The 12,363-nt window shown below is 37.9% G+C and carries 12 protein-coding genes; 5 read left to right on the plus strand and 7 right to left on the minus strand.

What is annotated here, in order from left to right; translation table 11 throughout:
- Positions 1–9: 9 nt before the first annotated feature.
- The 5 genes from RM545_RS10735 to RM545_RS10755 form a co-directional block, all read right to left on the minus strand.
- A complete protein-coding gene (locus RM545_RS10735) occupies positions 10–678 on the minus strand; it encodes a haloacid dehalogenase type II (protein ID WP_311495276.1) in 669 nt (222 codons plus the stop codon).
- Positions 679–752: 74 nt separating this feature from the next.
- Positions 753–1,295, minus strand: a complete 543-nt coding sequence (locus RM545_RS10740; protein WP_311495277.1) for a lipid-binding SYLF domain-containing protein — start codon at positions 1,293–1,295, stop codon at positions 753–755.
- A 194-nt stretch (positions 1,296–1,489) separates the two neighbouring features.
- Positions 1,490–2,713 (minus strand): cation:proton antiporter domain-containing protein, encoded by a 1,224-nt coding sequence (locus RM545_RS10745; protein WP_311495278.1) that lies wholly within the window; start codon positions 2,711–2,713, stop codon positions 1,490–1,492.
- A gap of 132 nt (positions 2,714–2,845) precedes the next feature.
- Positions 2,846–4,843: a tetratricopeptide repeat protein gene (locus tag RM545_RS10750; RefSeq protein WP_311495279.1), complete on the minus strand. Its 1,998-nt coding sequence runs from the start codon at positions 4,841–4,843 to the stop codon at positions 2,846–2,848.
- Between the two features lie 86 nt (positions 4,844–4,929).
- Positions 4,930–5,694 (minus strand): LytR/AlgR family response regulator transcription factor, encoded by a 765-nt coding sequence (locus RM545_RS10755; RefSeq protein WP_311495280.1) that lies wholly within the window; start codon positions 5,692–5,694, stop codon positions 4,930–4,932.
- Between the two features lie 325 nt (positions 5,695–6,019).
- Between RM545_RS10755 and RM545_RS10760 the strand changes: the two genes are divergently transcribed.
- From RM545_RS10760 to RM545_RS10770, 3 genes are all read left to right on the plus strand, one after another.
- Positions 6,020–6,529, plus strand: coding sequence for an outer membrane protein (locus tag RM545_RS10760; protein WP_311495281.1), 510 nt, complete (start codon positions 6,020–6,022; stop codon positions 6,527–6,529).
- Positions 6,530–6,693: 164 nt separating this feature from the next.
- Positions 6,694–7,047, plus strand: a complete 354-nt coding sequence (locus tag RM545_RS10765) for a DUF4870 domain-containing protein (protein ID WP_311495282.1) — start codon at positions 6,694–6,696, stop codon at positions 7,045–7,047.
- A 69-nt stretch (positions 7,048–7,116) separates the two neighbouring features.
- Positions 7,117–7,437, plus strand: coding sequence for a hypothetical protein (locus tag RM545_RS10770; RefSeq protein WP_311495283.1), 321 nt, complete (start codon positions 7,117–7,119; stop codon positions 7,435–7,437).
- Positions 7,438–7,557: 120 nt separating this feature from the next.
- Here the strand turns inward: RM545_RS10770 and RM545_RS10775 are convergent, their stop codons facing one another.
- On the minus strand, positions 7,558–8,580 hold the full coding sequence (locus RM545_RS10775; protein WP_311495284.1) for a hypothetical protein: 1,023 nt from the start codon (positions 8,578–8,580) through the stop codon (positions 7,558–7,560).
- 207 nt (positions 8,581–8,787) lie between these two features.
- On the opposite strand from RM545_RS10775, the gene RM545_RS10780 reads away from it, so the two are divergent.
- The gene (locus RM545_RS10780) at positions 8,788–10,098 is read left to right on the plus strand and encodes a paraquat-inducible protein A (protein WP_311495285.1); all 1,311 of its coding nucleotides are present in this window, start codon (positions 8,788–8,790) and stop codon (positions 10,096–10,098) included.
- Positions 10,099–10,191: 93 nt separating this feature from the next.
- Here RM545_RS10780 and RM545_RS10785 read toward each other — a convergent pair whose 3' ends face one another.
- Complete coding sequence (locus RM545_RS10785; RefSeq protein ID WP_311495286.1) at positions 10,192–10,539, minus strand: cupin domain-containing protein; 348 nt, start codon at positions 10,537–10,539, stop codon at positions 10,192–10,194.
- Between the two features lie 564 nt (positions 10,540–11,103).
- Between RM545_RS10785 and RM545_RS10790 the strand changes: the two genes are divergently transcribed.
- A complete protein-coding gene (locus tag RM545_RS10790) occupies positions 11,104–12,147 on the plus strand; it encodes a chemotaxis protein CheB (RefSeq protein WP_311495287.1) in 1,044 nt (347 codons plus the stop codon).
- Positions 12,148–12,363 lie beyond the last annotated feature (216 nt).

Here is a 12,363-nt window from a genome sequence, read left to right on the forward strand (position 1 = left end):
GGCTTCATTTTATTTAACCAGCTTCTCTGCCAGGTCCAGCATATCTTCCGCTTCTAAATCTGGCTTTTCGGAAAGGGGGTACAAACTTTTGCCTTTTCTCCTGATGAATGCCGCTTTTAGTCCGCTACTTTTTGCGCCGGCGATGTCCCAGCCATGGGCTGCTATAAGCATCGCTCTCTCTGCCGGTACTTTTTCTTTTTTAAGAACGTGATCATAGGCTTCCCTGTGCGGCTTGTATTTTTTCACTACTTCCACGCTAATGATGTCCACAAAATAGGTATCGATATTTGCAAATTTTAGTTGCTCTCTTAGCACAGATGGTTTACCGTTACTTAAAGCGATCATCCGGAAATTTTCATTCTGGAGCTTCTGCAGTGCTTCCACTACTTCCGGATGAGGAGGCAACTCTTTAATATGACCCAGGATTTCCCTAATTTCTTCTTCAGAAAAAGAAAATTCCATTTTCCCGGCCAACATTTTAAATGTAGCCACTCCTACTTCAGTAAAATCATGGTATTTATGGGTTAACGTTTCCACCAGAGAATACTGAAGCAACATAGGAAACCATAACTCAAATGCCAGGTCGTTTTGCAATGCATTATTTACAGCTTTCTTTAGAGGATTTAGGTCCAGTAATGTTTCATTAACATCGAAAATAAGCAAATCGGGCTTTTCCATCTTTTTTGAGTTTAAGCATAAAAAAAGCCGGCTTATAAAAACCGACTTTTCTATTCTTTCATATATTGAAGATACTATCGCGCTCTGTATTCAAACTTCTGTCCTCCAACAGAAATTCCTGCCATTGCACCGGCCTTAGGCATAATTACTACACCAACACCATCCTGAAAATCTACAGATTTAGACCTTCCTTCTTCAAGTATTACAGCAGATGCACTTGCTGTCAATTCATAATCTCCGCTCTTAAAGTCTTCTAAAGCAGACTCTGACTGGAAGAAAAGAACTTCGGTATATGCTTTTCCACCTATCTGGAACCCGACATCCAGTTGTTTCATTTCGGTAAAGCCTTCAACAGTTCCGTTTTCATAAAGAACACCGTTACCAGAAGCTCCTCCAAGAATATAAGCACCTTTTCCTACATTAGGAAAAATCGCATATCCTGCAGAATTCTGGAATAATTCGCTCATGTTGCTACTAGCTGCAGCAACGTTTTCCTGGGCTTTCTCCGCATCCGAAATTAATTTATCCGGACTCGAACTCATAGAACCGCAACTCGCTAACCCCAATAAAAGTACTGCTAAAAGGGGTATGTAGAATTTACTTGTAATAGATTTCATAAAATTTAACTTTTTTGGTTTCAAACAAAAATATAGATACTGGCACACGAAGGCTGTTAAGCATTTGTTATTTCACGAAAGATTAGCTGAAACATGGAGATATCATAAAATTTTTTAGATAATTTCTCTTACCTCCCTTTTTTGCATTTTTAAACCAAACCTCCCTTTCAGGAGTTAAATTTCCCTCAGAAAAACTACTCTTTGGAAGTATATTTATAATACAATTTCCCCAGGGGGAGACTGGTACAACCATGCAACAGAGTAGATACAAATACCATTAAGCCAGGGATAACCCAGGCTTCATGAAAGGATGCTTTTTCACTGGAGAGCGTGGCATAATACAAAGCGGCAACTCCTATAGGTCCAAACCATCCAAGCATCAGGACATCAGCTCTTTTCCCTTGAAACTGCGGAAGAAAAGGCTTTAACAGGAATATTCCAGGAATTCTGCGAAATAGCAGAATCAAAATAACCATCAGGATTCCGCTCCAACCAAGAGATATCCACTCATTTAACGGAATAATTAAGCCAAAAATAAAAAAGGCCGGGATTAAGGTGATTCGTTCCATAATTTCCTGAACCCTCTCCTCTTCAATATCTTCATTGCCTGAAATTGACCTGTTAAAACCTAAACCTCCAATAAATACAGCAAGGATACCGTTCATCCCAAGCAGGTTAAATCCTGAGAGTAAAGCAAAGGCCAAACCCAGGGAGAAAGGCAGTACTGCTTTCGTAGTCATTATTCCTTTATTGTTCGCCTTGTGCATAATTTTTCCGGCAATGAGACCTGCCACGAATGCAAGAATCGCGCATAAAACTGTCTCATATAAAAGTGTTTGCGTCAGCCATTTGTTTACCGGAAACGAGGAATTAGTGAGCAGGAAAAGGGAAAAGAAAACAATGGGAAAGGCAAGGCCATCATTTACACCAGATTCAAAAGAAATAGTCTTCCGAAGCCGGCCCGGCAAATTTTTCTCTGCTTTGTTTCCCGACACAATGGTAGAAGCCAAAACGGGATCTGTAGGAGTAATTATCCCGCCCAATAACAGGCATTCTGCAATAGAAAAATCTGAAAAAATTAAATACAGGATTCCAGAACTGGAAAGCCACATCAGCAACATTCCCATCACCACTACAATAGACTGAGTTTGTATATTCTTCAAAAAGAAATTTTTGGGTATACGTAAAGCTGTTGCCATAAGGGCCATTGCAATAGTAAACTCACAGGTCATTTCCAGTACTTTCAGGTTCTCAAAACCATTTAGTTTTATAAGATCTAGATAATATGGGCCCATGAGCAACCCTGCAATCATTGCCAATAATGGCTCGGTTAGAAATATTTCCTGCATTTTTCTGTAAACCGCGCCCAGAGAAAGCACAAGAATGCTAACAGTAAAAATTATCAGCATTAAATCCATAGTAAGTGATTTTTAAACTTTACTGATTGAAGTTAAGAAAATAGAATTATCCTTTATGGAAAATGAAGAGAATCGTGATACAGTTCTATGCTTCTCTTTAATCGAAGAATAAGTAACTGGTAATGTCTCTTACTAATCGAGCTTCCCAGAAAGTTCTTCCTGTGCTAAGTAAAAAACAATCCTGGTTCCCTGTGGCTCTCCTTCTGCGTTTTTTTTATCAATTATCTCATATCTGATGTGTCCTGAATAACTTTTATTGTAAAGATCGATTCTCTCCTGTATAATCTGTGTACCCATACTTTTATGAGACTTTCTGGTTGCCTTGGAACTATTCCTGCCCACACCATTATCTTCTATATTTATCTTAATGGTGTTTCCTTCAGGAATTATCTCTATGAGAAGCTTCTTTTCTTCTTTTTTACTTGGCAAAAGCCCATGCCAAATTGCATTTTCTATAAATGGCTGCAGCAACAATGGAGGAATGAGCATTTCGTCAATTCCTGAAGAATCATCACCTATAAATTTATAGGTAAAATCTTTTTCGAAACGGTTTCCTTCGAGAGTTAGGTAATAACGGGTCAATTTTAATTCTTCAGTTAGTGGCACCATATGCTGCTGTGAGGTCTCGAGCACCATTCTTGTATAGCGACTAAAAACCACAAGGTATTTTATGGCTTTAGCGTTTTGGTTACTCTGTATAAGATAAGTTATGGCATTAAGGCTGTTAAACAGGAAATGAGGATTAACCCTTAAACGGGTAACAAGGATTTCTGCCCGGGCAAGATTACGCTCGTAAATTGCCTTCATTTTTTCTTTTTCTTCCTGTAAAATTCTGGCGCTTGTTTTCTTTTTTGTCTGGTAATTGCGGTACTGCAGTAAAAAAATAATAAGGATAAAAAAGAGTCCGGTGGCGAGAAGTAACATAAAGATCCTGCGCCTTTCCAGCTGTTGTTCCTGATTGTCCAATAGCGTTTGCTGCAGCGCGCTGTCTTTCTCTAGCAACTGAATTTGATTCTCTTTCTTTTCTATATCATATTTACGGATAAGAGCCGCAATTTCCACATTTTGTTCTGAAAGTTTTATACTGTCTTCATAAGCTTTAGCCTCTCTAAAGTATTGTAAGGCTACGGAATGCTCGTTTTGTTCTTCATATATTTCTGCCAGCTTATATGAGTTTTGCATAATCAGCCCAAACTGATTTAAATCACTTGCCAGTTGAAGCGAATTCTCATAATATTCCCGTGCCAGGTTTTGTTCTTCCTGATTTAACCGTACATCTCCCAGACTAACCAATATCTGCGCCTGTCGGTGTTTATCTCCTAATTTTTCAAACCGGCTAAGGGCATCTTCAAAATATTGAGCAGCTCTTTCAAAGTTTTTCCCCTCGTCCAGATAGGATTTTCCGAAGAACTCATAAGTGATGGCAAGCCCGTATATGTCATTGCGTTCCTGGTTTATCTTAAGCAGCTCATCCAGGTATTCCCGACCTTTAGTAAATTGACCTTCATTAACGTAATAATCGGCAATAGAAAGATAATTCATGGCCACACCAAGGCTATTGTCACGTTTTTCCTCAGCCTCAAGAGATCGTTCAAAATAAGCTAAAGCCTCCTCCTCCCTTCCCTGAATATTTCCCAACGCATTACCAATTCCGTTACTGGAAATTGCAATATTTCTCAGGTCGTTTTCTCTTTCTGCAATTTTCAATGCCTTCATGTAATAGGAGATAGACGCATCATATTGTTGATTATAACGGCCTGCTACTCCCGCATTGTTAGCAAATATCATTTTGTTGACAGGATCAATATTTTTTTCCTCCACCAGATTATAGGCTTTTATATGCAGTGGCATTGCTTCATCATAGTCCTGATGATATCTGTAAAGCAGCCCAAGATTGTCCAAACTGCGGGCATACAATAAAGTATCTCCCAATTTTAATGCCCACTGTATGGCATCCTGGGCATAGTTATATTCTTCTTCTTCGTTGTGACTTCTTCTATGAATCTCGCGGCTTAAACTTATGGCATAATCAATTTTCAGCGAATCTTTTATTTCTTGCTCCAACACTATTCTAAGACTATCGAGGGCTGATTGTGAAAATCCGAAAGTTGCATTTAAGAAGAGAAACAAACAGACCATTTTCTGCAGGGAGCTGCAGAAAAAGTTTTTAGTAATATATGTAGAGGAAGTCTCGTTCAAATTACTTTATCCTAAGCTTAAGCTGTTTTGGTTATTGCATCAAAAAGATTTGTGATAAGATCCTTTTTACTTTTACTTACAGGAATCGACTTTCCATCCTGCATCACAAGGTAACCGCCATCATTACGATAATATTTTTTCATGTAATTGGGGTTGATTAGATAGGATTTGTGAATACGGATAAAAAAATATTTATCGAGGAGCTTTTCAAACTCCAGCAGGGTCTTACTTAAAACCAGTTTGCGGTTTTCTACTGTGAACAGCAACGTATAATTGTTCTGGCTCTGGCAATAGAGAATTTCGTTGGTTTCAATAAATTCATAACCATCAGAAACAGGGACTGCAATTTTATTTTTCAGGATCCCTTCCCGCTTCATATAGGTCAACAGTTCATTAATTCTTTCTGAAGAAAGATTTTTCTTCTGCTCCCTCTCCTCTTTCCATTGTAGAACAGCTGTTTCAAATTCTGTATCGTCTATAGGCTTTAGTAAGTAATTTACGGCTTTGGCTTTAAAAGCCTGTGCGGCATACTGGCTGTATGCAGTTGTAAATATTACATCAAAGGCATCCTTTGGAAGTTGATCCAGCAATTCAAAACCATTCATGCCCGGCATTTCAACATCCAGGAATACCAGATCCGGCCTGGCCTTGGGCAAAGCTAAAAGCGCATCTTCCGGTTTTGTACCTTTATAAACAATTTCCGCTTCCGGAAATTTGCTTTTTAGATGCAAAACCAGCCCTTCCACACAATGTACTTCATCATCTATAATGGCTACTTTCATGATCAGGTTTAACTTTAATGCTCATTCCTAAAGAGATTATAATAAATGTAGCTTTTCTTAATGAACTTATAAAAAAATTAGATCTAAAATGCTGTTTTCCATTAGTATAAGTGCCGTTTGACTTAGGGAAAGCTTTTCCCTGCCATTGAGGCTCAAAATCCACCTGAATAAAGCAGTTATTCATTTCGCTCATTCATAACCAGCTTATACTCAGTTTCTATTGATAGAAACATAGCTGCATAAGATATTTACACCATTGAATGAATAACCCACAACACTTTTTGCGCTAAATGACAAACGAATTTTTAAACTAAAATCTTTTGACATGAAAACAAGATTACTTTTTACCGGAGCTTTATTATTTCTCGCAGGAATCTTTAGCAGTTCTGCACAAACCGAAACCCGCCTGGGTGCCATGGTTGCTTATGGTACCGAGATTGAAAATCCGGGAATTGGCGTAACCGCAGAATTTCCAATTCTCGAAGATCTTACCATTGCACCGGGCTTCATTTACTACCTTCCTAAAGACGAATCTGGAATAAGCATTAACTGGTGGGAAATAAACGGTAATGCAAATTATTACCTCGTTAACACAGAAAGCCTTGGCTTTTACGGACTCGCAGGATTAAATTATTCCCATGTAGGTGTGGATTACGATGGCAGCGGATTCGGCGGTGCTTCTATGTCTGTAAGTGACGGCAGATTTGGATTAAATCTTGGTGCCGGTGCTAATTTTAACATTGGGAGCAGTATAACTCCTTTTGCTGAAGCGAAATATGTAATTATAGATGGCGGACAACTTGTGATTGGCGCAGGAGTGAAGTTTGATTTATAATTCCACTGTACAAGATTTTTAAACCGGCAATTTTTCAAACCGCAGAAGCGGCAAAGCGTACAAAATGAAAATTGTGTTGAAAAAACAGGGGCTGGAAAATTCACTTTTTCACTAAAAGCCGCCGGAATTGAATCTTTGATTCTCAACTTCTAAATATTCTGATTATGAAATCCGGAAATACACATGCAGAAACTAAAAATACTGCCACAGATGACAAAACAATGGCCATTGTTGCTTATTTGACCATCATAGGGCTTATCGTTGCCTTTGTAATGAACAACGAAAAGAAAGATCCCTTTGCTGCATACCACATCAAGCAGTCCTTAGGTCTTTCTTTGTGCGGAATTGCACTTTTTATTATAGGATTGGTGCCTATTCTAGGATGGATTGCCAGTTTCTTCGGTTCTATCTTCCTGTTGTATTTATGGATAATGGGACTCATTAATGCCATTAACGGAAAAACACAGCCGGTTCCTTTACTGGGAGATAAATTTGAAGAGTGGTTTCGGAATATTTAAAAAATTGGACGTCTATCTAAAAATGACAATTATCGTCCTTCAGAAAACACTAACTACAAAAATTAAATTATGAAAATTTATTCTAAAATTTTACCACTTATTTTATGTATAACGCTTTTCAGCTTCTCATCCTGCTCCGGAGATGACGACGCCGGTACTGATGATAGCATAGCCGGATGTAATGATTTCCAGTCAGAATGGGAAGATGTTGTAAATGCCTTAAATGCTTATTCCCAGGCTCCAAGCTCTCAGACCTGTGAAGTTTATAAAGAAGCAATGACCGATTTCTACCAGGAATTCGAAGATTGCCAGTATTGGGGAAATCAATATGAGGAAGATATTAATCAAGTACAGGCGATGGACTGTAGCGAAGTGTCATCTGACACCTAAAAATCTTCCTGAAAGAAATAACAAAGATTAGATTTAAAATCGTGTGGGGACAGGTTTTAATTCTAAAATGAATGGACGTGTAAAAGCGTCCATTCATTATTTATGCTTCAGCAAAACCCGTTAAAGCTCTCTTACAGCAACAATACTTATGAGAGAAGAAAGTTCGTCTGCATTATGTAATTTTATTAATTCCTGATCACCTGTTGAAGGATTGTACTTTAAAAGATTTTTGGAATTATTTGCTCCTACAAGTTCTACAAACTCTTCCCCCTCTTCATTATAAAAAGTTTTATGAGCAAAATTTAAGGAAGATATCCGTGGAACTTCAGATACTTCTGTTACTGTTCCTGCCTCTATATTGTAGATTACCGGTCTCACTTCTGCCATATAAGAAGAGTTGGCTACAGGTGAAAATCCAAACAATGCTGTTGTACCACCGCTGTTCCCTATATTCGTGACACCAGTCGCGATACCCTGTAGCGGAAGAACCTTAACAGAATTTTGATTAAGTTCAATTTCTAATAAATCAGCTTCTGTAACTCTTTCTGTTTTTGAAGCTACCACATATAGTTTTTGTCCTATCAGGCTTGTGGAAAATATATTCTCATATCCTTTTGTACTCAGGTCGATATCACGGGTAGTTATTTGAAAATTTTCCGGGTTTATACGTACCACCATAATTGGTTTCTGGTGGTTACTCTGCTCCATATTTTCTCTGGTGATCCCGACAAGATTTTGATTTTCTTCATCCCAGTCCAAAGATAATAATGCTGTATTGTCGCCAAATTGCTCCGGATAATCAAGTATGGCAGAACGGGTTTGACCAGATCGTTTATCCCATGCATATATAATCCCCCTGGGAGGATCAAAACGGTGTTCATATATAAAAATTTCAGAATCTGAAGAGGTCACCGCATTAAACATAGTATTAAATTCAATACCGGGAACGTTACCCATTTCTACAACTTTTCCGCTATTATCGCCAATTGTGAATAAGGTTCCGTCGTTTCTTAAAGCAAGATAACTATAGGTGTCCGCAATTTCAGAACCCTCTGTTTCTTCAGGAGATTCATCTTCTGAGCATGAGAAAAAGGAGGCTAATAGGACCATTATCAGCAATGGCCTGAGAGATTTTAATAACATACTATTACTTTTTTGAGAGGATGAAAGTAAATATTTCCGGGTTATTTCACTAACAAATAAATGACAAAAAATATTGTCTGAATACAATGTTTTGAATCCTGGACAATGATGTTTTCTACCGAAAAAATTGAGTGAATTTACTCCTATAAATAGACCTGATTTTATCAGAATTAAAGAATTACATTTATAAGATTAATCCCGTGCGTAATGTCAAAATTTTTACAACGTGTACTTCTGATATGTTTCACAGGTAGCCTTCTCGTCTTAGCGGGATGGAGCAGCTTGCAGGTCTATAGATATTCTTCGGAAGCTGCCGAAATCAAAAAGGACTACAGCGAACTTAACAGCATTACCCACGGAATTTTATCTGTAAATATCTGGAGGGATCATTTAACCAATATGGTCCTGAACCGTATTGACGAATTTGAGTTCACCCCCGAACAGGAAGATACCCTGGTTCTTCAGGTGGAAAATATTCTTACCGCCGGGATCGACAAAGGAGACAGCTTAATGAACCTGAAGCAAAAGACCTTAAAAGGAAAACTAAGAAAATTTGCGGTAAGAACGTTGGTTCCCGAGGAAAAGATAAGGGCATTAGTACCTATGTTTGCCCAGACCATTGTTGATGAAATACAGAAACCGGAGAACAAGGAAGCGCTAAAGTTTGTTATTAAAAGTAAGCTTCAGGAGTATAGTGATCTTACTCATGACAATTCTGAAGCTGCCGTCCAACGATTAGAAGCCCTTTTCAATAAATACGAGGTAGCAGACCTGAAAGGTTTTAACGAAAAAACTTCAGGAGAACTTATAAAGCTGGAAGAGCAAACCTACTTTCATACCTATATCCTGCTTGGCGTAATTATGGCTTTCCTCCTGCTCTGGTGGCTACTCAGAAATCAGAAACCGCTACATACCCCACTGTTTATAGTTTCTGTACTGGTATCCCTCGTGGCGCTTTTTTCAGGTATTACAGCACCTATGATTGAAATAGATGCTCGTTTTCAACAAGTGAATTTCCAGCTGATAGGCGAACATATCGTTTTTAATGATCAGGTGATTTTCTTCCAAAGTAAAAGTATCCTGCAGGTTATCGATATTTTATTTGCTGCTGGAAAAGTGGATTCATTTCTTGTAGGAATCCTGATTCTTGTTTTCAGCATTGTTTTTCCTGTTGCCAAACTCATTTCCACTCAAATCTACCTGGCCGGAAATGAAAAATTAAGGAAAAATAAAATTCTCAAATTCTTTGCTTTTAAATCGGGAAAATGGAGCATGGCAGACGTCTATGTGATCGCTATATTTATGGCTTATATCGGTTTCCAGGGAATCCTGGATCACCAGCTTTCCAACGTGAATAGGGAAACAGAATCGCTTGTAAGCATTTCGACCAATAAAACATCCCTGCAACCGGGATTTATCATTTTTATTGGCTTTGTACTTTTCAGTTTAGTCCTGTCTACTATTTTGAAAAAAATAACTGCTTTGCATAACAACAAAAAGCTCCCACAACCTCTTTAAATCATACATCTCCTTAGAGAGTCCGTCAGAACGCAAAAACCTGAAGTTTTAGAAATTTCAGGTCATAGACGCACCAGTATTTTAATCTTTCATTTAAGAAGATTTTCTAGCTACGTCTTTCACTCTTTCGGCAGTATCAGATTTGGAAAGGGTTAGCCTAATTGTGCTATCTGCTTCGGCTTTTAGATCATGCGGAACGTTTCCTTCCAATTGTATAAGGTCGCCCTTTACAAGATTATGAAGATTGCCCTTTACCCCAAAAGTAATTTCTCCCTCAAAGATCTCCACTACAATAGGAAAAGGAGTTTTATGCTCTTTCATTACCTGCCCTTTTTTCATGGCAATCCTAATTTCCCTGCTGCTATCGGTATCCATTAATACTATTACCGCAGGTTTGCTTTCGTTGTATTCAAGGCTTTTTGTTAGTGATGCAGTTTTCATAATTTTTTAGTTTTATTAGTAATTTGATTCTGATCGTTCTTTATCTTCAGAAATTGCAACTTTATTCTTTTTGTACAAGCTTCAAATTTTATCGCGTGATGCAGGATGAGCCGGGAAGATTGAAACATATTCTGAAGTTAAAAATATTCCGCTTTTCTCATATTCCGGATAAAATTCCGCGATTCAGGAAAATCCAAAAATTCTGAACCAAAAATAAGTACATTCTAAAGGCTGATTTATGACTTAAATCAGTAAAAAAGGTTTTTTCAGAATTAAACGAAGGTTGCGGAAAATATGAACCCAAATTGAAACCAGCTTTAATAAGTAAGTCCCTATCAGCAAAGTTTATTTATTGAAAAAGATCAACTTTTAAAATGTGAAAAGCTTAGACATGGCTATTAAAAAGTACGCTTTGCACGCTCTCCTTAAAATAAAAACCTGCTGCTGATTACTCTATTAAAGCGATTAACAAGATTGGCAAAATTTTACGATTCATTAAAAATCCTTTTAAAAGCTAAGTAGTAACTTGTAAGGATAACCTCAACACTTATCAGGATTGGAAAAATGGTTGCAAACAGCAAAGAAAACGTGAGCGGAATCAGAAATATTATTGTTATTGGTGCATCGGCAGGTGGCTTGCCCGCAATTAATGAAGTAATATCAGGACTTTCAGCAGATATGGATGTGGCAGTTATGGTAGTTATCCATGTGTCGAAAAAATCCAATAGCCAACATATTGCCAACAGTTTTCAAAAAAACACAGAGTTAAATTGCGGAGTTGCCGTAAACGGAATACCTTTAAAAAAAGGTCATTTATATGTTGCCCCGCCAGAGCATCAATTATTGGTAAAGAATGATCGTTTGCTTTTAACCTCAGGTCCACATGAAAATAAGTACCGTCCTTCTATTGATGTGCTTTTTAGATCTGCCGCTGTACATTACGGTCACAGGACAATCGGCATTATCCTTACAGGTTTGTTTGAAGATGGCACCTCGGGAATGTATGCTATAAAACGCTGCGGCGGACTTTGTATTATCCAGGATCCTGGGGAAGCACAATTTTCTGATATGCCCCGCAGTGTGCTCAATAAAATAAAAGTAGATTTTCAGGCTGAACTGAAAGAAATTCCGGCTATTATAAACAAAATCATAACCCAGCCGCTTCCTTCGGAAAAACCTGTTCCGCATGAAATTCGCATCGAAGCAGAATTAACCGAACAAATGATGAGTGATATTAATGAAATCAAAAAGATTGCAGATCACAGCGATTTTGTCTGTCCCGATTGCGGAGGTGGATTATGGGCTTTAAAAAATGACCCTTTAAATCGCTACAGGTGCCATACAGGACACGTGTTCACTGAAAAGATTCTGCATGACCTGCAGGATAAGAAAATTGAAGAATCCATTTGGGTTTCCATACGTATGCTGGAAGAAAAAGAAAATCTTCTCCTGTTAATGGCAAAGCGTGAAAATACAGAAGGAGATTTTAAACTTTCTGAATTTCATGAAAACAGGCTGACTGAAGTAAGGAAGCATATAGATCGCTTCAAGTCTCTTCTCAATCTTTTGAATGAAGACCTCCACAAATCCCCTCCTACTGAAGAGTAGGTAATTTAAGGATTACGGAGAAAAAAGAGAGACCTCAAAATTGTCAATTATCGACATTGAGTAAAAGAAGAAGCATTAGATTTATTCAAAAAGCATCTCGACAAGCTCGATGAGACAAATCTTTTAATTTATAATTTCTCCTTCAAAAGAAATTTAACTTCTGAAGAAAATAAGAGGGCTTCAAAATTGCCAATTATCGACCATGAATAAAAAAAG

Origin of the sequence: Autumnicola lenta (genome assembly GCF_031846515.1) — a bacterium.
Taxonomy (GTDB): domain Bacteria; phylum Bacteroidota; class Bacteroidia; order Flavobacteriales; family Flavobacteriaceae; genus Autumnicola; species Autumnicola lenta.

Bases quoted from the DNA above. Each gene is read 5' to 3' on its own strand.
- RM545_RS10735 (WP_311495276.1), bottom strand. From the start codon at position 678: ATGGAAAAGCCCGATTTGCTTATTTTCGATGTTAATGAAACATTACTG.
- RM545_RS10740 (WP_311495277.1), bottom strand. From the start codon at position 1,295: ATGAAATCTATTACAAGTAAATTCTACATACCCCTTTTAGCAGTACTT.
- RM545_RS10745 (WP_311495278.1), bottom strand. From the start codon at position 2,713: ATGGATTTAATGCTGATAATTTTTACTGTTAGCATTCTTGTGCTTTCT.
- RM545_RS10755 (WP_311495280.1), bottom strand. From the start codon at position 5,694: ATGAAAGTAGCCATTATAGATGATGAAGTACATTGTGTGGAAGGGCTG.
- RM545_RS10760 (WP_311495281.1), top strand. From the start codon at position 6,020: ATGAAAACAAGATTACTTTTTACCGGAGCTTTATTATTTCTCGCAGGA.
- RM545_RS10765 (WP_311495282.1), top strand. From the start codon at position 6,694: ATGAAATCCGGAAATACACATGCAGAAACTAAAAATACTGCCACAGAT.
- RM545_RS10770 (WP_311495283.1), top strand. From the start codon at position 7,117: ATGAAAATTTATTCTAAAATTTTACCACTTATTTTATGTATAACGCTT.
- RM545_RS10775 (WP_311495284.1), bottom strand. From the start codon at position 8,580: ATGTTATTAAAATCTCTCAGGCCATTGCTGATAATGGTCCTATTAGCC.
- RM545_RS10780 (WP_311495285.1), top strand. From the start codon at position 8,788: ATGTCAAAATTTTTACAACGTGTACTTCTGATATGTTTCACAGGTAGC.
- RM545_RS10785 (WP_311495286.1), bottom strand. From the start codon at position 10,539: ATGAAAACTGCATCACTAACAAAAAGCCTTGAATACAACGAAAGCAAA.
- RM545_RS10790 (WP_311495287.1), top strand. From the start codon at position 11,104: ATGGTTGCAAACAGCAAAGAAAACGTGAGCGGAATCAGAAATATTATT.